The sequence below is a fragment of the Aliiroseovarius sp. F20344 genome, assembly GCF_023016155.1.
In the GTDB taxonomy this organism is placed as follows: Bacteria; Pseudomonadota; Alphaproteobacteria; order Rhodobacterales; family Rhodobacteraceae; genus Aliiroseovarius.
In genome coordinates this window covers 1,409,635-1,428,876 of sequence record NZ_JALKBG010000008.1, presented here as the reverse complement: position 1 = coordinate 1,428,876, position 19,242 = coordinate 1,409,635, and the positions used below count along the sequence as shown (strand labels likewise).

The 19,242-nt window shown below is 56.6% G+C and carries 19 protein-coding genes; 10 read left to right on the top strand and 9 right to left on the bottom strand.

What is annotated here, in order from left to right; translation table 11 throughout:
• The first annotated feature begins 30 nt into the window (after nucleotides 1-30).
• The 8 genes from MWU55_RS15975 to MWU55_RS15940 all read left to right on the top strand — a co-directional run bounded on the left by MWU55_RS15975 (nucleotide 31) and on the right by MWU55_RS15940 (nucleotide 6,642).
• A complete protein-coding gene (locus tag MWU55_RS15975; protein WP_246937827.1) occupies nucleotides 31-1,974 on the top strand; it encodes a VWA domain-containing protein in 1,944 nt (647 codons plus the stop codon).
• Entirely contained in the window at nucleotides 1,971-2,507 is a 537-nt protein-coding gene (locus MWU55_RS15970; protein ID WP_246937825.1) for a cytochrome c oxidase subunit 3, read from the top strand. Before MWU55_RS15975 ends, MWU55_RS15970 begins: the two co-directional genes overlap by 4 nt.
• Nucleotides 2,507-2,770: a hypothetical protein gene (locus MWU55_RS15965; protein ID WP_246937823.1), complete on the top strand. Its 264-nt coding sequence runs from the start codon at nucleotides 2,507-2,509 to the stop codon at nucleotides 2,768-2,770. Before MWU55_RS15970 ends, MWU55_RS15965 begins: the two co-directional genes overlap by 1 nt.
• Nucleotides 2,771-2,846: 76 nt before the next feature.
• The gene (locus MWU55_RS15960; protein ID WP_246937821.1) at nucleotides 2,847-3,047 is read left to right on the top strand and encodes a hypothetical protein; all 201 of its coding nucleotides are present in this window, start codon (nucleotides 2,847-2,849) and stop codon (nucleotides 3,045-3,047) included.
• A complete protein-coding gene (locus tag MWU55_RS15955; protein WP_246937819.1) occupies nucleotides 3,047-3,295 on the top strand; it encodes a hypothetical protein in 249 nt (82 codons plus the stop codon). The genes MWU55_RS15960 and MWU55_RS15955 overlap by 1 nt, the downstream gene beginning before the upstream one ends.
• Before the next feature lie 25 nt (nucleotides 3,296-3,320).
• The gene (locus tag MWU55_RS15950; RefSeq protein ID WP_246937817.1) at nucleotides 3,321-4,547 is read left to right on the top strand and encodes an NnrS family protein; all 1,227 of its coding nucleotides are present in this window, start codon (nucleotides 3,321-3,323) and stop codon (nucleotides 4,545-4,547) included.
• A gap of 366 nt (nucleotides 4,548-4,913) precedes the next feature.
• Nucleotides 4,914-6,137 (top strand): 5-aminolevulinate synthase, encoded by a 1,224-nt coding sequence (gene hemA / locus MWU55_RS15945; protein WP_246937815.1) that lies wholly within the window; start codon nucleotides 4,914-4,916, stop codon nucleotides 6,135-6,137.
• Between the two features lies 1 nt (nucleotide 6,138).
• The gene (locus MWU55_RS15940) at nucleotides 6,139-6,642 is read left to right on the top strand and encodes a DUF2478 domain-containing protein (RefSeq protein ID WP_246937813.1); all 504 of its coding nucleotides are present in this window, start codon (nucleotides 6,139-6,141) and stop codon (nucleotides 6,640-6,642) included.
• A gap of 3 nt (nucleotides 6,643-6,645) precedes the next feature.
• Here MWU55_RS15940 and MWU55_RS15935 read toward each other — a convergent pair whose 3' ends face one another.
• From MWU55_RS15935 to cobA, 9 genes are all read right to left on the bottom strand, one after another.
• A complete protein-coding gene (locus MWU55_RS15935; protein ID WP_246937811.1) occupies nucleotides 6,646-7,362 on the bottom strand; it encodes a CbiX/SirB N-terminal domain-containing protein in 717 nt (238 codons plus the stop codon).
• 67 nt (nucleotides 7,363-7,429) lie between these two features.
• Nucleotides 7,430-8,992: a nitrite reductase gene (locus MWU55_RS15930; RefSeq protein ID WP_246937809.1), complete on the bottom strand. Its 1,563-nt coding sequence runs from the start codon at nucleotides 8,990-8,992 to the stop codon at nucleotides 7,430-7,432.
• The gene (gene nirJ / locus MWU55_RS15925) at nucleotides 8,967-10,181 is read right to left on the bottom strand and encodes a heme d1 biosynthesis radical SAM protein NirJ (protein WP_246937807.1); all 1,215 of its coding nucleotides are present in this window, start codon (nucleotides 10,179-10,181) and stop codon (nucleotides 8,967-8,969) included. The genes MWU55_RS15930 and nirJ overlap by 26 nt, the downstream gene beginning before the upstream one ends.
• Before the next feature lies 1 nt (nucleotide 10,182).
• The gene (locus tag MWU55_RS15920; protein ID WP_246937805.1) at nucleotides 10,183-10,671 is read right to left on the bottom strand and encodes an Lrp/AsnC family transcriptional regulator; all 489 of its coding nucleotides are present in this window, start codon (nucleotides 10,669-10,671) and stop codon (nucleotides 10,183-10,185) included.
• Entirely contained in the window at nucleotides 10,668-11,120 is a 453-nt protein-coding gene (locus MWU55_RS15915; protein WP_246937802.1) for an AsnC family transcriptional regulator, read from the bottom strand. Before MWU55_RS15915 ends, MWU55_RS15920 begins: the two co-directional genes overlap by 4 nt.
• Complete coding sequence (locus MWU55_RS15910; protein WP_246937801.1) at nucleotides 11,117-12,115, bottom strand: Lrp/AsnC family transcriptional regulator; 999 nt, start codon at nucleotides 12,113-12,115, stop codon at nucleotides 11,117-11,119. Before MWU55_RS15910 ends, MWU55_RS15915 begins: the two co-directional genes overlap by 4 nt.
• Nucleotides 12,116-12,118: 3 nt before the next feature.
• The gene (locus MWU55_RS15905; RefSeq protein WP_246937799.1) at nucleotides 12,119-13,270 is read right to left on the bottom strand and encodes a cytochrome D1 domain-containing protein; all 1,152 of its coding nucleotides are present in this window, start codon (nucleotides 13,268-13,270) and stop codon (nucleotides 12,119-12,121) included.
• Entirely contained in the window at nucleotides 13,267-13,572 is a 306-nt protein-coding gene (locus MWU55_RS15900) for a cytochrome c (protein WP_246937797.1), read from the bottom strand. Before MWU55_RS15900 ends, MWU55_RS15905 begins: the two co-directional genes overlap by 4 nt.
• The gene (gene cobA, locus MWU55_RS15895) at nucleotides 13,565-14,329 is read right to left on the bottom strand and encodes a uroporphyrinogen-III C-methyltransferase (protein ID WP_246937796.1); all 765 of its coding nucleotides are present in this window, start codon (nucleotides 14,327-14,329) and stop codon (nucleotides 13,565-13,567) included. Before cobA ends, MWU55_RS15900 begins: the two co-directional genes overlap by 8 nt.
• A gap of 798 nt (nucleotides 14,330-15,127) precedes the next feature.
• On the opposite strand from cobA, the gene MWU55_RS15890 reads away from it, so the two are divergent.
• Nucleotides 15,128-17,332, top strand: coding sequence for a NosR/NirI family protein (locus MWU55_RS15890; protein ID WP_246937794.1), 2,205 nt, complete (start codon nucleotides 15,128-15,130; stop codon nucleotides 17,330-17,332).
• Entirely contained in the window at nucleotides 17,329-19,242 is a 1,914-nt protein-coding gene (nosZ, locus tag MWU55_RS15885) for a TAT-dependent nitrous-oxide reductase (RefSeq protein WP_246937792.1), read from the top strand. Before MWU55_RS15890 ends, nosZ begins: the two co-directional genes overlap by 4 nt.

Below are 19,242 nucleotides of genomic sequence, written 5' to 3'. Positions count from 1 at the left end.
TGGACGCAAACCTGACACCCGAGGTTCCCAATGTCCGAACATGTATTCGACCCCTTCGAGCCTGAAGAAACCGTTGGTAAGATCTGGCATAAATACGCCAGTGGTCTGGACGCCCGCAGCAACTATGACGACACCGCCGTCTCGCTCGAGGAAATCTCGGGCCGGTTGGGCGTGTTTTTCCGAGGGCTTGGCGGGTCTCATGCAGCCGAGATCAAACCAGCGACGCTGCAAGTCTCAAATCATCGGCTTTCCTTTCGTCGTTCACTTGGCACATGGCGCGAGCAAGAAGCGCGGCCCAGTTTTGACGGCGAAGCGTTGCGCCTGCCGGATAAACTAGCTGAGTTTCCTGCTCGCGAAGCAAATGCAGCGCTTTATTTCTGGCTGGTTGCATCGGTTGCCCATGCGCCGAAACCCGTCACCGATCAAGACCCGTTGCGCGCAGATCTACGTGCGTTGCAGGCGTCGATTGCAATGACGCAGGCGACACTGAAGGATTGTCCCGGTTTGCGCGGGTTTTATGAAACTCTGGTTGGGGCATGTCGGGCAACCCGGCCCGAAGCAAAGTTGCCGAAATGTGAAGCTGCGATGGAAGGTGCGATTGACCATCTGTTGGGTGGACCAGAACCCAAAGGCAAACTTGAACGCGAGTTCGTGGCGCTGATCCGTCAGCCAGACGCGGATTTGGATCATCTGCGCGCGCCAAACGGCTATCGCCCGTTTCGCCCGGTCCCGATGTGGCCCGACATTCGCCCGATGGCCAAACGTGCCGCCGCTGATCGGCTGCCGGAAAGCGAAGAACAAGGGCAGGGACCAGGCGACGAGGCCGAGGGCACCAAGGTGGCCCGCCGGTCTGAAAGTGATCTTGCTGAACGGCGCGACAGCCTGATCCTGCACAAGTTCGAGGCGATCTTCAGTTGGGTTGAAAGCCTGAACATGAACCGCCGTGTTGAAGATGATGATGAAGACAACGCCCGCCGTGCCGCCGAAGATCAGGACGAACTGGCGTTGGGACAGGTGTCCAAGAAAACCGCCACTCGGTTGAAGTTCCACCTGGATTTGTCGCCGGAAGATGCGGAACGGGAACGCTTGTCTGGCAAGTATCTCTATCCCGAATGGGATCACCGAAAAGGGGCCTATATCCCCGCCCATGCACGTGTTCTGGCCAGTGTAGCAGATGAGGTTGAGGCGCTGGAGCACGATCCCGCCACCGAACGCCGCATCCGCTCGGTTAAACGCCAGTTTGAAGCCCTGCGCCCCAAACGTGTGATCTTGCCGCGCCAAATGGACGGTGACGAACTGGACCTTGAGGCCGCTATTGCTGCGCAGGTCGAATTGAAAGCAACAGGTCGGTCAAGTGACCGCGTTTATCGCGCCGCGCGCGTGATGGAGCGGGATTTGGCGATCTCGGTCCTGATGGACATCTCGCGATCCACGGAAGCCTCGATCGGTGAACGCAATGTGATTGACGTCGAGCGCGAGGCCCTGACTGCTTTGTCTTGGGGGCTGGACGCCTGTGGCGATGATTTCGCAATCCACGCGTTTTCGTCCCTGAAGCGAGACCGCGTGTATGTGCAGGAATGCAAAGGCTTCGATGAAAAGATGGGTCCAAGCGTTGAAGCGCGGATTGGTGGGCTGACGCCCGCGTTTTATACGCGGCTTGGCGCTGCGATGCGTCACATGACAGCCGAACTGGACGAGCGTCCTAATACCCGCCGCCTGCTGTTAGTGATTACCGATGGCAAACCCAATGATCTGGACCATTATGAAGGACGACACGGCATAGAAGACAGCCGCATGGCCGTGCGCGAAGCCCGCCGAAAAGGGCTTGCCGTGCATGGCGTTGTGGTTGATCAGAAAGGGCAGGGCTGGGTTCAGCGTATCTTTGGTACGGATGGATTTTCGATTGTGCCCGACCCCACAAAGCTGACGGCCGCTCTGCCTGAGATCTACCGCCAAATCACGGGTGGCGCATGAGCGATCAGACTTCTGTTCTAGACGAGCTGCCCGGTGATCTGATGATCTGGATCCTGATCGTGTCAGAGCTTTTGGTATTCGGTGCGGGGTTATTGGCTTTTCTTGGCATGCGGGCGATGGACCCGGTCGGATTTGCAGCCGATCAAGCGCAACTTGATCGCGTTGCCGGGGCGGTGAACACAATCGTTCTGGTGTCCAGCGGGTATTGCGCCGCGCGTGCGGTACAGTCTGCACGTCACATGCGGGCTTGGTTGTCCGGCGCGATGGTGCTTGGCCTCGTTTTTCTGATCGTCAAATGGATCGAATACGGTGAAAAGGCGCGCTACGGAATCGGGATCGAGACCAGCGATTTCTTCACTTTCTACTATCTTCTAACGGGCTTTCATGCCCTGCATGTCGTGGCAGGATTGGTGATCTTTGCGCTGTTGATGCGTTGGGGAACGCCCCGCAATCTTGAGGCCGGCGCTGCCTTTTGGCACATGGTCGATCTGGTCTGGGTGCTGCTGTTTCCCATCATCTATCTGGTGCACTGATGACAACCACGATCCTAACTCGCGCGCTTGTCCTGCTGATTGGCTTCAGCCTGGTCACAACCGTTTTCGCGGGCGTCCTGCCCGAAGCCGGTCCAGTCTTCGTTCTGACGATCCTTGTTCTTTCAGGGCTGAAATCACGTGTGATCCTTTCGGATTATCTGGGGTTGCGTAACGCGCCCAGCTTTCGCGGCGGGTTTACCGCGTTTTTGATTGGGTTTCTTGGACTGGTGGCATTGCTCTATGCGTTGCCGATGGCGATGTAGGTCTGCTTGACGATGATCAAGACACGGCTCGGCGTGGCTTGTTACCCATGGATCTGAACTTGACAGGAGTTTCACAATGAACGCTCTGAAATTGGCCGTTTGGCTCATGGTTGTGGCCTTACCCGCTATGGCACATCACGATAAAACCCCGCTTCGCGAAGCGGTAGTTGATGGACATACCCATGATGTCGGAGGCGCGACTTTTTGGCTTGCTGGCGCGGCGATCGCTATGATTGTCGCGCTGATTGCGGTGCAGAAATCGGTGTTTCGTAAGTGATGACTGATGCGCAAGACAGATCGGGCCGCTGGCCAGTCTGGCTGCTGGCCGTAGTGCTTTATCCGCTGGCCGCAGGCGCGGCCGCTGTAAATTTGTTTTTCTTTACCCTCATGACCCAAGCCATTGGGTTAATCGCGCTGACTCCCGTTCAATCCATCATCGGGGGCGTCGTTCTTGGTGTGCCCTTTGCATGGGTTGCCGGAAAATGGATGCGCAGGTTGATCGACAAGGCGGAAGACGAAGCCTAACGGGCACAGATATGAAGGGCAGATCATGACCCAGTATCTAGAACGCATCCTTAGTGAAGGGTTTCGAGCGTTTTTTCTGGGGGCAGCGATCTGGGCCATCTTATCTGGTCTGATCTGGGAGTTTTGGCTGGGCGCGCAAACCGTTGGCAACGGGATTGAGATGTCGAACCTTGCGATGTCGCCCTATGAATGGCACGCCCACGAGATGATCTTTGGTTACGCCGGGGCCGCGGTCGGCGGCTTTTTCCTGACCGCTGTTGCAAGCGGACGCGGATGGGTGATTGCCTGTTGTTTTTGCCTTTGGTCAGCGGGGCGTTTGGTCATGTGGCAATCCTCGGCGCTACCCTCTGAGATTGTTGCTGGGATTGATCTTAGCTTTCTATTGGTCTTGATCGCTCGGATTGGCGCTCAACTGGTGCGCCGTCCCAAACCGCAACATGCAGTTTTTTTGGTATTCCTCACTGCGCTCGTTGCAGGAAATCTCATAGTTCATCTGGATTGGACCGGCCTTACCTCGGATGCCGCCGATGAAGGCATTCGACTGGGTTTGCTTGCATTGATCGGATTGATCATCGTGCTGGGTGGTCATGTAACACCTGGCTTTATCCGCAACGCGATGAAACGCGCCGAACAGGCTGAGCAGACTTGGCCGCCCGTAACCCCTCGGCTTAATCGCGCCTCAGTGGCCCTTGCAATAGTTTTGCCGTGGAGCTTGCTGGTTCCGATCCTGCATCCAATTATCGCTTTGGCGCTTGCCCTTATTCATGCGTTGCGGTTGACCCATTGGCGCGTGACGTTGGTGCTTCGGGACCCTCTGTTATGGTCGTTGATTGCGGCGCAGTCACTGGTTGTCGTCGGCCTAGCCATGTGGGCCCTTGCACGATGGGGTATAGGTGAGGAAGTCGGGGCATTGCACATATTGGGGCTTGGCGGGATCGGTGGTATGACCCTCGCGGTTATGAGCCGCGCAATCCTTGGCCACACTGGGCGCGCACTTGTGTCACCTGCGCCAGTTGCTTGGGGATATGGGCTAATGATATTGTCTGCGGCGCTGCGTTGGCTTGCGGTGGACCTCATAGGCATTTGGCGTGATGCATTGCTGCTGGCCTCAGGGGCGGCATGGATCGGGGCCTTTGTTTTGTTTGTCGCTGGGTTTCTTCCAGCGCTTATCGGTCCTCGCCCGGCTCGCGATGTTCGGCCGATCCCTACACAAACAAGACACATGAAACTGCAGCGGCTTGACGTTGGTTAAGTGCGTGCGATCGGTCATGTGCCACATTCCGCGCAAGGTCACCCGGCGAGGTTATCCCACAGCCTCGTCCTCATACTGCGAATACGGCCTCTGTGATCATGTCGCCTCTGTTCTTGGGTGAGGCCGGCGGCGAAACCGATCACGCTTGGGTTTTCGAACCCTTAGGCCAACCACTCAGGTGCATTGATTTGCGCCACGAGGCCGGATGTCACCCACTGGGTGACGGGTGGTTGGTCTTACTTTTCTTCAGTCAATGGGTCCAAAGCCGTATTGAGTAATCTGAAAGCGACTTGACAAACATCATGTCAGCCCGGCTTTCAATCAGGTTCAATGGCATGAACGGATGATGCACCGGAGGGACGTCCATTGGATTATCAAGGTTATTTCAAAACCCGCCTGAACGCGTTGCGCGATGATGGCAACTATCGTGTGTTTGCTGATCTTCAGCGCAAACGAGGTGCGTTTCCAAACGCAACACACCAAAGCGAAGATGGCCCAGCGGATGTAACGATCTGGTGCTCAAACGACTATTTGGGCATGGGTCAACATCCTGATGTTTTGCGTGCGATGCACACCGCAATCGATACGGTTGGAGCAGGGGCTGGTGGCACGCGTAACATCTCGGGCACGACACACGAACATGTTTTGCTCGAGGCAGAGCTTGCAGATCTGCATGGCAAGGAAGCCGCGCTGTTGTTTACCTCCGGGTATGTCTCGAACTGGGCCGCACTTGGCACGCTTGCTTCGCAAATTCCGGGCTGCATCGTCTTTTCGGACGCGTTGAACCATGCGTCGATGATCGAAGGCATTCGCCATTCAAAAGCCGCACGGGTGATTTGGAAGCATAATGATCTGGAAGATTTGGAAGCCAAGTTGGCCGCCGCAGACCCCGATGCGCCCAAACTGATCGCGTTTGAAAGCGTCTATTCGATGGACGGCGACATCGCCCCGATTAAAGAAATCTGCGATCTGGCCGACAAATACGGCGCTATGACGTATCTGGACGAAGTTCACGCTGTTGGGCTTTACGGAAGCTGTGGTGGCGGTATCGCTGAACGTGAAGGCCTGATGGATCGCCTGACCGTCATCGAAGGTACTTTGGGTAAAGCGTTCGGCGTGATGGGGGGCTATATCACCGCCTCGGCCGAGCTGTGCGACTTCGTCCGCAGCTTTGCCAGTGGGTTTATCTTTACTACGGCCTTGCCGCCGGCTGTGGCTGCGGGCGCGCGCGCCTCGGTTCAACATCTGAAACGCTCTAATACAGAACGTGATAGCCAGAAAGAACGTGTGGCAAAAGTGCGTGCCGGGTTGGATGCAATGGGCATTCCCCATATCGACAACCCGTCCCACATCATCCCGGTAATGGTTGGCGATCCAGTGAAGTGTAAATTCATCACAGATACGCTGATGCGCGACTTCGGGGTCTACATTCAACCGATCAACTACCCAACCGTACCCAAAGGGACCGAGCGATTGCGGATCACTCCGTCACCGGTTCACACCGATGCTGACGTTGCGCATCTGTTGGGCGCACTGGAAGAATTGTGGTGCCAGTGCGAGATCGCGCGCGTTCCCTTGGCGGCGCAGTAAGATGCGGATTGCGTCTGTTTCGGCGTCCGGGCGTGGGGAAACGGATCGGTTTTTGGCGGACCTCGCGGCGACCTTGGAACGTGAAGGGAAGCGGACGGTTGGAGTTGTTAAGGACCTTGGCCACCAAAGCGCATTTGAAAACGGGTGCGATATGAAGGTGCGCGTTTTGCCCGATGGCCCGGCGATTGCGATAACCCAAGCGCTTGGACCCGGATCTGATGCCTGTCGTCTAGACCCCGCTGGAATTGCTGAAGCGGTCATATTGGTGACGAAGCGCGGGGTGCGAGACGCGGATGTATTTATCCTAAACAAATTCGGACCAGAAGAAGCTGAGGGCCGAGGGTTTCGCGCGGCCATCGCCGAAGCAATCGAAAATGATGTACCAGTTTTGGTCGGGCTTGGGGCGGGGGCAAACACCCATAAGGGCTTTGCTGCCTTCACGGGCGATATGGCCGAGACGTTGCCAGCAGACCTAGGTGCCGTCCTGACCTGGGTCAGCGGCTGACGTTCATCCCATTGCTGCGATCAGGGGTGTGCCTTGTCCGTCCAGATGTGATTTGATCGCACGGGCAACCATTACGTCCACGCCCGGCAATTGGCTGATCACGGGCAACACCCGCCCGTCGAATCCGGCAGCTTTCAATTCTTCATGCACATCGCGGCGCACGTGGTCGCCCTCCATCGCGAAAAAGGGCAGGCAAAGGCTTTCGGCGTTGAACTTGTTTGCTTTTTCAGGGATCGAAGGGGCCTGTTCCAGAAAGCCGATTTCGATGGATGTGTCCCCTAATGCACCTTCCAACTTCTGGGCAAATTCCCGGGTCGCACGCTCTGGAGCAGGACGGCCGCTACCGGACCCGTGTGCCACAAGAAGCAATGGATTGCCATTCTGTCCTTCGACCCGCAGTCCTGCCGCTGCTAAACCGGGTAAGTTCGGGTCCATTCCGAAAGGCGACATCAATTCGACCGGAGCATCGCCGAGCCGCCCTGCCAAACACGTGCGCACAAACCAACCATCGGACATGAAAAGCGGGTAAACAGGTGCTCCGGGTTTCGTATTCTCAAGTGCATCTTTTACACGCCCTTGGGCAGCCAGTGTCGCACAGCCCAGCTTTACACCCGGAAGGTGGGATTGCACGCGAGTGACATAGTCGGCCAGAGCCTCTTCTGCAGGTTCAGGCGAGGACGGTTGGCCGTGCGAGATGATCAGCGCGTCGAATTGTTCCATGGCTGGCTCCTTCTAGGGCTGGCGACGAAGGTGGTGACCGGGGCGGGATTGAGCCCGCCCCAGAAGCTTAGTGGCTGGTACCTTCTTCGAAGGTGATTTTGTTCCAAACGTTGTATTTTCCAGACGGCTTGCGCATGGGCAGACGTTTCACAATCTCAAGTGTCTTGGCGTCGTAAACCAAAACCTCGCCATCATCCTCCCAGACCGAGACCAATGCGTGGCTGCCATCTTTGGTAAACTCAACATGTGCAACGGTCGCGTCAGGTACGGGCCGCAGGGTTTTCACGATCTCAAGGCTTTGCTTATCGATGATATGCATCGCGTCTTTGTTTGGTCCGAAGAATACATCAGCCCAGACATAGGGCGAGTTTTTGTGGCTGCGCATGAAGAAGCCGGGGCCTTCGGTTTTAACCCGTTTGATGGTTTCCCAGCTTTGCATGTCGATCACCGAGACGACGCCCTCTTTCAAATGCGGCGTGGCCATCACGGTCGTGTCGCCATACGCCCATGTGATACCTGATCCAAGATGCGGCATGCCGGGCAAATCAAGATCTGCTGCTTTTTGGCCGATGACAAGATCGATGACCAATCCATCTTCGCCTTTGCGCGACGCGCCCATCACGTGTTCATAGCTTTGGTCAAAGAAGAAATCGTCCAGAAAGTCGGGCGTAGTGATCCTGCGGATCGGGAAATCGGTTTCTTGCGGCGTTGGGCCTTCGATGCGCCAGTCGTGAGTAAAGCCACCTGCAAAGATATTCAAATCGGGGGTTTTGCTGTACGAGACCTCCCAAATCTCGGGCACATCTTTCAGCGCCAACACAAAGCTTTCGCGTGGAGGTGCTTGGTACACGGCGGATACGCGACTGGGGGTGCCATCTTTACCGATGACGTCATGGACTTCCACAACAGACAGGTCGTCGGTAGACAAAATGGTCAGCGTGTTGGGCAGATAATTCGCCACGGCCAGCCATTTGCCGTCTCCGGACATGGCGATGTTGCGGCTGTTCAGGCCCGCGCGGATGCGACCAACCTGTTTCAGCGCATAGATATCATATTTCTGAACCCAACCGTCCCGTGACATGATGAAGACGAACTTGCCATCTGGGGTGAATTTTGGCCCGCCATGCACAGCAAAGGGCGTTGCAAACCGGTCGAGAACCTCAAACGTGTCGCCATCCAGAACGGATACATGATGGTCACCAGTCTCCACCACAAGCGTGATGTTCATCGGGTCTGAAGACCAGACCGGTCTATCAACAGGCGCATAGTCTTCGTCCAGCACGCGGCTGGCCATGATCTGTTCCTCACCCCAAGGCGGGACAACCTCAAGCGGGGTTTTCAGATAGGCGGCCAGTTCGGCGATGCGTTCGTCTGACAGATCCTCGGCATAGCCAGGCATTTGCGTGGCTACACGGCCATCGCGGATCACCGCTTCGATTTTTGGCCCACGCATTCGTTTCAGGCTTTCCGGAATAAGTGCCGGCCCTTGCGCGCCCAAACGGTTGGCTTCGTGACAATCGGCGCAGAATTCCATGTAGTCCGCTTGAGGATCTGCACTTGCACCGAAAGGAAGCGCGGCAAAGGCCAAAGCTAGGACAGCGGCTTTAAAAGAACTGATGTTTCGGGTCATTGCTTTTTCCTCGGAAAGGGGTGACTTCCAATCGGTCGGCATCAGCCACACCGATTTCGTCATTCGTCAGATAACAGGCCGGATCTTCGGCCCATGGATCGCCCGTGACTTGCAAGGCGCGGATGCGTGTGTTGCCACCGCAGACATCTTGGATTGCGCAGGCTCCACAGCGCCCTTTCAAGGGGCGGGGACGGGTACGCAGTGTGGCCAGCATTTGGTCGTCGCCGGTCCAAAGGTCTGAAAACTTTTCGTCTTTTACATTTCCGACCGTGTAATCGGACCAATAGGTGTCTGGGTGAACTTTGCCCAGAAAGTCGATGTTTGCGACCCCCAGACCGGAGGAGTTGCCACCCCAAGCCACAAGGTGTTCACGCAAATGGGCAACCTTATCGGCGTCGAACTTTTCCGCCGCCCATCGCAGGAAGTAACCCGCATCAGCGTCATTGTTGCCGGTTACGATGTCCAGCTGACGGCCGCCATTCGCGCTTTCCCAAGCGCGCTCAAGCAGCAGGTCCAGGCCCTTGCGGGTCATCAGGTGATGAGCGTCTTCGCCGCGGTTTTTGTCGCCGCGTCCGGCGTAGACCAAGTGGGACAGATAGAACTTGTCCACCCCTTCATCTTCGCAGAGCTTGATCAGGTCGGGCAGATGATGCTGGGTGCCTTCTGTCAGGCAGAACCGCAATCCGACGCGTACATCGCGTTTTTTCAGCTCTCGCACGCCGCGCACGGCCGCATCAAACGCTCCATTCACACCTCGAAACCAGTCGTTCGTCTCGCCAATCCCATCGATCGAGATGCCGACATAGTTGAACCCGATCTCAGCGACCTGATCGGCGGTCTTCCCGAATATCTTGGTGCCGTTGGTGGACAATGCCAGCACGCGGGTTAGTTTGCGGGCGCGTTTGGCCAGTGGGAACAGATAGGGGCTGTCTAGGGGTTCACCACCCGACAAGATGATCGCAGGAACTTTGAATTGTCCCAGGTCTTCAAGCGTCTCAAATGCTTGTTCCTCAGACAATTCGCCGGGAAAATTCACGTCTGCGGACACGGTATAACAGTGGCGACAGCGCAGGTTGCAGCGACGTGTCAGGTTCCAGATCACCACAGGTTTCACCATGCCCGAGCCTCGGCGCTGACGCACCGGTGTTGGGTTGGCAAGTTGGTGCATGTATTCAGTCAGGCGGAACATATTAGTCCCCTTTCTTACGAAGCCGCAGCCCCGTCTTTTTCAAAATACGTGTGGAATAGAGTGTGTCTGAAGCACGCAGTGCATCGCCCAACAACGCCACAATCTCTTGCCGCTTTTCCTCGACTTCGTCGCGTGACGATCCGTGAACCATGGCAAACAAATTGTAAGGCCAGTCTGGCAGCGCGCGCGGACGTTCGTAACAATGGGTCACGAAAGGCAGGGCACCGATTTTGGGGCCAATCTTGCCGAGAGCGTCGTCATCAACATCCCAAACAGTCATGCCATTGGCGGTCATACCCAGCTTATAGTGATTGGGGGCAGCAGCGATCCGGCGGATGACACCGCTTTCTTTCATTGCAGCCAAACGGGTTATCAGGTCGTTTTCGTCAAGTCTCAACCAGCCAGCCACTTCGGCATATGGGGCCGGGACCAACGGCAGGCCAGATTGCAGCGCTTCGATGATGGCGCGGTCTGTTGCGTCAATGCTCATGCTGCCACCCTGAACCCAATAAAGAATTCCCGAAGTTTGGGAAATTGCATGACCTCAAGACCTGTCTCTTGCTCGATCCGCGTTGCAATCTGGTCGATGCAATCGGGCGTTTCACAGGCAAGCACGAACCACATGTTCAGCTTGTGCGAACGTTCATAATTGTGGGCGACTTCGGGGTGAGCATTCACTTGCTCGCACACCTCGTCAAAGCGATCGGCGGGCACCTCCATGGCGCAGAGGCAAAAAGCTCCACCCATAGCTGCCGCGTCAAAAAACGGGCCAAAGCGGGTCAACACTCCCGACGCGCGCAGGTTTGCGACGCGGGTTAAAAGTTCGTCTTCGGTCAAGCCCATTTTTTCGGCCAATGGGGCAAAGGGGCGATGGTCAAGCGGCAAGTCATCCTGCAACGCGTTCACCAATGCTCGGTCAACTTCGTCGATTGTACTCATATTGCGGCCTCCTTTGATCTTGCGATCATTGCGCCGGTTTGGCGGAAACAGCGGGTTGAGAAGAGAACTTTGTGATCCACATTCGACAGCGCGGGCAGGGCCTTTGCGTTATCCAGAACTGCCAGTGCATCTTCGCGGGACTGAGCATGAATCATGCAATAAAGCCGATAAGGCCAGACGCCCGCGACGGGGCGACGTTCATAGCAAAGCGTCACGCCGGGCAAGGCAGCCAACTGTGTGCCGGCTTCATAGATGCGGCCTTCCGGCACGTTCCACACAACCATCGCATTAGATTTCCAACCCAATTTGCGATGACGTACAATCACACCAAAGCGCGACAGGATACCCGCGTCTGACAAGGCGCGAATGCGGGTGATGACCTCTTGTTCAGTCCGCAATAACTGGTCGGCAACCACGGCATAAGGGGCAGGGACCAATGGCATGCCAGTGGTCAGAATGCTCATCAACTCTTTGTCACCTTCGCGGATTGCGGATTGGTCCAAACTGCGCGGGCTGGAATGAGTGACAGGGGCTGCCTTCCCGTTCATCTTAAAGCCAAGGTCGATGTTGAACGGCTGCTTCAATCGCAGATCCAACACGCGCAGCCCTGTGCGACCCGCGATACGTTCAAGTGAGGCATTCACCGCATCGCGATCCGGACCCGTCGCAACAAACCAGATGTTCCACTGGTCTTCACGCTCATAGGAATGATTGACGCCGGGGTCTTCGTTGATGATCGCCGCGACCTTTTCGACCTGATTTTCAGGGACGGCAACCGCCGCCAAGGTCGAGGCCGATAGGGTGTTCGGGGCGCAGGTTGCACCTACCCGTGTGACGTGACCCGACTCCTGCAGGTCAGCAAGGCGGGTCAGCACGTCTGTCTCGCTGGTGCCGATTGCAGTCGCAAGCGCTGCGAAAGGGCGTGGCACCACAGGGAAGCCACGCTGCCAATCGTCCAAAAGGGCACGGTCGATGGGGTGGGCGATATCTTTCATCGCTTATAGCCCCGTCCTGTGCGCGCGAGCGGTGAAAAAGATGCCTGAGGGGCTGTCAGCCTCAATCTCGCGCAGCAGGTCGAACGTGTGGGTGTCATAGACTTTCACCTTGTTCTCATCCCGCACACTGACCCAGATTTCGTGGCCGCGCGAGGTGAACTCCATGTGCAGCACGGCTGGGCCGGGTTTGAATTCGTGGATGATTTCCTTGGACACGGTATCGATCACCTGAATGGTGTCGTTTTTTGGGTGGGCGAAGTTGACCCAGACCTGACGCCCGTCAGGGCGGGCCATGGCAAATACCGGCTGGCTATAGGTTTTGGTGCGGCCGGTTTCTTCCAGCGTGTTGGCGTCGATCCAGAGCACCTCGTGGTGACCAACGGCAGGCAACACAAACTCAGCGCCGGTCAGCGCCCAACCTTCAAGGTGAGGCATCTTGTAGACCGGCATATCTTTTTGTCCGCGCCCATAATTGGGCAAAACACGGATGGGTTTCGGGTTGTCCTGCCAAAGGTCGAGCGCGGTCAGGCCATCCTCGCCAAAAAGCCCCGTGATATAGGTGCGTCCATTGCCAGTCACCAATGCGTCATAGGGGTTTTCACCCATCTCAGGGATCTTGGTGATCGCAGGGGCGCCTTCACCAGACATGTCGGCAATCCAGGTCTCGCCCGTGTCCCACATGGTGAACACAAAGCGGCGGCCCGGCGCGTCGACCAGCCCGATGGTTTTTGATCCGGTCGGGATGTCGGCCACCATCTCCAGCGTGTCGGCATCAAAGACGCGCACGCCGCCCGGTTTGTAGTTCGATACGGCAACCAGTTTGCCATCGTCTGATATAGCCCCTCCGATCGAGTTGCCACCTTGCACAACACGGTTCGCGATCTTGCGTTCCACGATGTCGACTTTGGTCAGGCCTCCGTCGCGGCCAAACACATAGGCAAAGCGTTCGTCGGGGGAATACACCATCGAGGCATGAGATAGATCGCCCAAGCCTTCGATCCGCGCGAGCGACGCGCGCTCGGACTGATCAATCAACAAAACCGAGCCTTTGGCACGTTCGATGATCAATCCTAAGTCCCCTGTCGCGATGGTCTCGGCAATGGCTGTGGTGCCTAGCGTTGCGGCCAGCGCAAAGGTGGAAATCAACGTTTTCATTGGGTGTCCCCTTTCAGAAGATAGTCAGCGATCCAAGCGGCCTCTTTTTCGGTGATCAAAGGGCGCCACGGGGGCATTGCGGTGTCCGGGATGCCGTCGAGGATGACAGTCGTCAGAACCTCGGCGTCGTAATGCTCGATGGTCTCGGGGCGAATGTCCGGGCCAAGCCCACCTTTCAGCGTCAGTCCATGGCACGAGCCGCAATCCTGATGCACCAGACGTGTCAAGGCCGTCGGGTCCAAAGCAGGCTCACCAGAATGGGCGGCCCCAGTCAGAAGCAGCAGTGCCAGGAGGTTACGCATGGGCGGCGACCTCTTGGGCAGGATCGGGCATGGCGTCTGCGTAAAGCGTGACGACCTTGCCGATGACAAACAGTGTTGGCGGTTTTAAACCCGCCTCACGCGCATCCTGAGCCACGTGATCAAGCGTCGATACCAATCGCCGTTCGTCTTTTGTGGTTGCCTGCGAAATCGCCAGCACAGGTGTGCTGCCCGGCAACCCTTCGGTCATAAGGCCGACCGCGATCTGGCCGATATTGGCCACACCCATATAGATAACCAGCGTCGTGTCGGGATTTGCCAGCCGTTTCCAGTCAAGATCCAGCACGCCATTGGCTTGGCGATGCCCCGTCACATACTGCACCCCAGTAGCCAACCCACGATGGGTCAATGGGACCCCTGTGACACTGGCCACACCTTGGGCGGCGGTGATGCCCGGTGCGTATTCGACCTCAATCCCTTGGGAGTGCAAATAGGCGGCTTCTTCCGAGCCACGCCCAAAAATCAGAGGGTCTCCGCCTTTTAGCCGGGCAACAATGCGTCCTGCGCGTGCCTCTTGGGCCAAAATCTCGTTTATGCCGTCTTGGGGAACTGTGTGGCGGTCTGAAGACTTGCCCACGAATATCATTTTCGCGTCTGCACGCGCCATTCCCACAATCTCGTCCGAGACAAGGCGGTCATAAACCACGGCATCGGCCTCACTCAGCATGCGGGCGGCCTTCATGGTCATCAATTCCATGTCTCCGGGGCCTGCGCCGATTAGATATACTTTACCGGTCATTTTCTCTCTCGCTCGTCAAATGGCTGGCTGGACGCCACACACCACTTAGGAGACGAAAGCGCTGCTGAGCGCGTACAAAACATCGCCAGCGGGTGAGGCTTGGGCCGGTTCGTGGCGGTAAGATGGGCTGGCAAATGCCTCCGCGCCTTGACGAATGTTAAGTAAATGGAAGAACCAAGTTCAGATTGGAACTGCGACCTCCAAACACCGTTCCACTTACGTGTCGCGCATCAGATGCAATTGACAGTTGTCAAGGCGAGGCGCTGGCCCGCGCCCCATTGTCTCATGGAATCATCGATTGGGGCCATGGATGCTATTTCACCGGCAAAAGACAGAAACGAATGCGTCAGGAGGCCGGAGTGGCCGCCTGTCTTTCCGTGCGCTTCTTTCACTGTTGGGTGTTGTTGCACTGGTTTTACAGCCACTAACGGCTTCAATCGGACATGCCAGCAACATGACTTGGATTGAGATCTGTTCTGACGGTGAAGGCACCTTTGTTCAGATTGATCTGGGCAGCGGCGAATCCGATTCCGAGGACAATCAAACTTGCTGTGAGGACTGCTCAGATTGCGGAATCTGCTCGTCTTCAATGACAGGCCTGTCTTATGATCCGGTTGAAAGGCATTTTGCCGGATCCGGTTTGACCCAAGCCACAAGTTTGCAGACCCAGACATTTGGCTTAGACCAAGATCGCGCTTGGCCTGAAACCCGTGGACCTCCAGCCGCGAACACTGAAAAATCGAATTGCGCCGCGCGTGGCGCATTCACAGCAATCCCTCATCTAAAAGGAGGTGCGCTGTGATCTTAAAGCGCGCAATCTATTCTTGGCTCTGTGCCCTTGTCTTGATCCTGTCCGGGGTTATGACCGATACGGCAAAGGCCGACAGCCTTGCCAAATTCCTGCCAGACCTGACACCTGCGGATCTTGCCCCCGGCGCTGATGCGTTTGGTCCGATCCGCGACGATGTGCCTGTCGCTCCGATCCTGAAGGGTGGCGAGGCAATCGCCTATGCGTTCCTGACCTCGGACTTCGTGGGCACGACGGGATACTCGGGCAAACCCATTCACGTTGTCGCTGCGATTGACCCTGATGCCGTACTGACCGGTGTTAAGCTTGTAGAACACTCAGAACCCATTGTTTTGATTGGCATTCCCAACTCGAAAATGGTCAAGCTAACCGAGGGCTATGCCGGGCTCGACCTGAAAGCCGAGGCTGCTTCGGGCGGTGATGCACATGACCTTGATATTATCTCGGGTGCGACGGTCACCATCATGGTGATTGATGACAGCCTTGTGCGGGGCGGCATTAAAGTGGCGCGTGCGCTGGGACTGGGCGGATTGTCTCCGCGCCAGGCCGATGGGCCGAAGCGCGAGATTGACCTGACAAATGAAGAGGTGTCGGACTGGACGACCCTGTCTGGCGACGGGTCGGTGCGCCGATTGACGCTGGATATCGGACAGATCAACGCGGCGTTTGAGGCGACTGGTGACCCCAAAGCCATCGCACGCCCCGAACGTGGTGCGCCTGAGGATACGTTCATCGACATGCACATGGCGGTCGTGTCCGTGCCTTCGATCGGCAAATCCCTGTTGGGCGAGGCCGAGTTTGCCAACCTGACCGGCTGGCTGGAAGAGGGTGAGCACGCCATCCTTTTGCTGGGCCGCGGGGCTTACAGCTTCAAAGGATCCGGATATGTACGCGGTGGCATCTTTGACCGTATTCAGTTGATCCAAGGCGACAATTCGGTGCGCTTCTTTGACAAGCAGCAGCGCCGCTTGGGCGATCTGGCCACTACGGACAGCCCAAGTTTTGCTGAACTTGATCTGTTCAAAATCCCTGCCGAAGCCGAGTTTAATCCCGCTGAACCCTTCCGCCTGCAATTGCTTGCGCAGCGCGCAATTGGCGCGGTCGAAAAGACGTTCTTAACCTTTGATCTGGGTTACAAGCTGCCCGACCGTTTCCTGATGCCGGTTGCCGCAGCCGCGCCGATTGTTGATGACGCAGATGCCGAAGCCGCCGCAAAGTCGGCCCTTTGGAAACGCATCTGGAAGGACAAAACGGTCGAGATCGGCATCCTAGGTGCGATGCTTTTGGTGCTGACTGGTGCGTTCTTCTTCCAGTTCCACGCGACACGCAACGCGCGCGCATTCTATTGGTTCCGCATTGGCTACCTGACCTTCACGTTGGTGTTCCTTGGTTGGTATGCAAACGCACAGCTGTCCATCGTGAACCTGATGGCGCTGGCTGGCAGCCTGCGGTCGGGCTTCACTTGGGACGCTTTTCTGATGGATCCGCTGGTCTTCATCCAGTGGTTCGCGGTGGCCGCTGCCCTGATCTTCTGGGGCAGGGGGGCTTACTGCGGTTGGCTGTGCCCCTTCGGTGCGTTGCAAGAGCTTTTGAACAAAGCCGCCCGTGCGTTGAAAGTCCCGCAATGGACCTTGCCGTGGGGCCTGCATGAACGCCTGTGGCCAATCAAATACATGATCTTCTTTGGGCTGTTTGGACTGTCCATGGTCTCGATCCCGTTGGCCGAAACCTATGCTGAGGTCGAGCCGTTCAAGACTGCGATCATCTTGAAGTTCGTACGCGAATGGCCCTTCGTGGTCTTTGCGGTGGTCCTTCTGATTGCCGGGCTGTTCGTCGAACGCTTCTATTGCCGCTACCTGTGCCCACTGGGCGGAGCACTGGCGATCCCCGCCCGCATTCGCATGTTTGAGTGGCTCAAGCGCTATCACGATTGCGGCCATCCCTGTCAGACCTGCCGCAACGAATGCCCTGTTCAGGCCATCCATCCGACAGGCGAAATTAATCCAAACGAGTGTGTCGACTGCCTGCATTGCCAGGTTCTGTATCAGTCGGCCGACAAATGTCCGGTGGTCATCCGCACGCTTAAGCGGCGGGCCAAGACCGGCGTGGCGGACCTGAATATCCCGTCAAAGAAACCACCGGCGAACCATCCAAACGCCAAAAGAACGTCAGCTCCTAAGGAGGAAACACAATGACTGATAAGAACGAAAAACTCTCAATGACCCGCCGGGGTATGCTGGGGGCCACCGCTACGGGCGCGGTCTTCGCAGGTACCGGTATCGGTTCGACACTGATGTCAGCCAAAGAAGCAAGTGCAGCTGCCAACGCGCATCTCGAGCCTGGTGAACTGGACGATTATTACGGTTTCTGGTCTTCAGGCCAAACTGGAGAACTGCGCATCTTGGGTGTGCCGTCCATGCGTGAATTCATGCGTATCCCCGTGTTCAACCGTTGCTCGGCAACTGGTTGGGGACAAACGAATGAATCGCTGAAGGTTCTGACCGAAGGTCTTCTGCCTGAAACCAAGCAGTTCCTCGCGTCGAACAACAAAGTCACCTATGACAACGGCGATTTGCACCACCCACACATGTCTTTCACAGACGGTACCTATGACGGTCGCTTCCTGTTCATGAACGACAAAGCCAACACCCGTGTGGCGCGTGTGCGTTGCGACGTGATGAAATGCGACAAGATCATCGAGATCCCGAACGCGCATGACATCCACGGCCTGCGTCCGCAGAAATTCCCGCGCACTGGCTATGTCTTCGCCAACGGCGAACATGAAGCACCACTGGTCAATGATGGCAAAATCCTGGACGAGCCAGAGCAGTATGTGAACATCTTCACCGCCATTGATGGCGACGAGATGGAAGTGGCTTGGCAGGTGATTGTCTCGGGCAACCTTGATAACACTGACTGTGATTATCAGGGCAAATACGCCTTCTCGACCTCGTATAACTCGGAAATGGGGATGACCTTGCCCGAGATGACCGAGAACGAGCTGGACCACGTTGTTGTGTTCAACATCGCAGAAATCGAAAAAGCGATTGAGAACGGCGATTATCAGGAAATGAAAGGCGTGAAAGTCGTGGATGGCCGTAAAGGTCAGAACAAGAACTACACCCGCTACATTCCGATCCCGAACTCGCCCCACGGCGTAAACGCGGCCCCTGACAAACAGCACATCATGATCAATGGTAAACTGTCGCCCACCGTTTCGGTGATCGACGTGACCAAGCTGGATGATGTCTTTGCTGGCGCGGACGAGCGTTCGTGCATCGTGGCCGAGCCCGAACTGGGTCTTGGACCGCTACACACTGCATTTGATAACCGCGGCAATGCCTATACCACGCTGTTCTTGGACAGCCAGGTTGTGAAGTGGGACATCGCCAAGGCGATCAAAGCTTATGCTGGCGAAGAAGTTGATCCGATCGTTGACAAAGTGGACGTGCATTATCAGCCCGGTCACAACTCGACTTCGATGGGTGAAACTGCGGATGCTGATGGTCAGTGGCTGATTTCGATGAACAAGTTCTCGAAAGACCGCTTCCTGAACGTGGGCCCTTTGAAGCCTGAAAACGAGCAGCTGATTGATATCACCGGCGACAAGATGAAGGTGGTCCATGATGGCCCGACCTTTGCCGAGCCGCACGATTCAATCATCGTTCGCCGCGACATCGTGAACCCGGTCAACGTATGGGATCGCAACGACCCGATGTGGGAAGATGCCCGCAAACAGGCCGAAGCCGATGGCGTCGATCTGGATGAAGGCTCGGACGAGATCATCCGCGATAAGGACGATCCCACCAAGGTACGTGTCTACATGTACTCGATCGCGCCGACATTCTCGCTTGAGAAGTTCACTGTGAAGCAGGGTGACGAAGTTACGGTTTACGTGACCAACCTTGATGACGTGGATGACGTGACCCACGGGTTCTGTATGGCCAACTTCGGTGTCGCCATGGAAGTCGGTCCGCAGGCAACTGCATCGGTGACCTTCGTCGCTGACCGTCCGGGTGTTCACTGGTTCTATTGCCAGTGGTTCTGCCACGCACTCCACATGGAAATGCGCGGCCGGATGATGGTCGAGCCACGGGACGCTTAA

Coding starts and splice junctions, on each gene's coding strand:
- MWU55_RS15935 (WP_246937811.1), bottom strand. CDS start 7,362: ATGGAACAATTCGACGCGCTGATCATCTCGCACGGCCAACCGTCCTCG.
- cobA (WP_246937796.1), bottom strand. CDS start 14,329: ATGACCGGTAAAGTATATCTAATCGGCGCAGGCCCCGGAGACATGGAA.
- MWU55_RS15960 (WP_246937821.1), top strand. CDS start 2,847: ATGAACGCTCTGAAATTGGCCGTTTGGCTCATGGTTGTGGCCTTACCC.
- nosZ (WP_246937792.1), top strand. CDS start 17,329: ATGACTGATAAGAACGAAAAACTCTCAATGACCCGCCGGGGTATGCTG.
- MWU55_RS15970 (WP_246937825.1), top strand. CDS start 1,971: ATGAGCGATCAGACTTCTGTTCTAGACGAGCTGCCCGGTGATCTGATG.
- MWU55_RS15930 (WP_246937809.1), bottom strand. CDS start 8,992: ATGACCCGAAACATCAGTTCTTTTAAAGCCGCTGTCCTAGCTTTGGCC.
- MWU55_RS15955 (WP_246937819.1), top strand. CDS start 3,047: ATGACTGATGCGCAAGACAGATCGGGCCGCTGGCCAGTCTGGCTGCTG.
- MWU55_RS15975 (WP_246937827.1), top strand. CDS start 31: ATGTCCGAACATGTATTCGACCCCTTCGAGCCTGAAGAAACCGTTGGT.
- MWU55_RS15920 (WP_246937805.1), bottom strand. CDS start 10,671: ATGAGCATTGACGCAACAGACCGCGCCATCATCGAAGCGCTGCAATCT.
- MWU55_RS15965 (WP_246937823.1), top strand. CDS start 2,507: ATGACAACCACGATCCTAACTCGCGCGCTTGTCCTGCTGATTGGCTTC.
- MWU55_RS15910 (WP_246937801.1), bottom strand. CDS start 12,115: ATGAAAGATATCGCCCACCCCATCGACCGTGCCCTTTTGGACGATTGG.
- MWU55_RS15905 (WP_246937799.1), bottom strand. CDS start 13,270: ATGAAAACGTTGATTTCCACCTTTGCGCTGGCCGCAACGCTAGGCACC.
- MWU55_RS15940 (WP_246937813.1), top strand. CDS start 6,139: ATGCGGATTGCGTCTGTTTCGGCGTCCGGGCGTGGGGAAACGGATCGG.
- MWU55_RS15900 (WP_246937797.1), bottom strand. CDS start 13,572: ATGCGTAACCTCCTGGCACTGCTGCTTCTGACTGGGGCCGCCCATTCT.
- MWU55_RS15915 (WP_246937802.1), bottom strand. CDS start 11,120: ATGAGTACAATCGACGAAGTTGACCGAGCATTGGTGAACGCGTTGCAG.
- MWU55_RS15950 (WP_246937817.1), top strand. CDS start 3,321: ATGACCCAGTATCTAGAACGCATCCTTAGTGAAGGGTTTCGAGCGTTT.
- nirJ (WP_246937807.1), bottom strand. CDS start 10,181: ATGTTCCGCCTGACTGAATACATGCACCAACTTGCCAACCCAACACCG.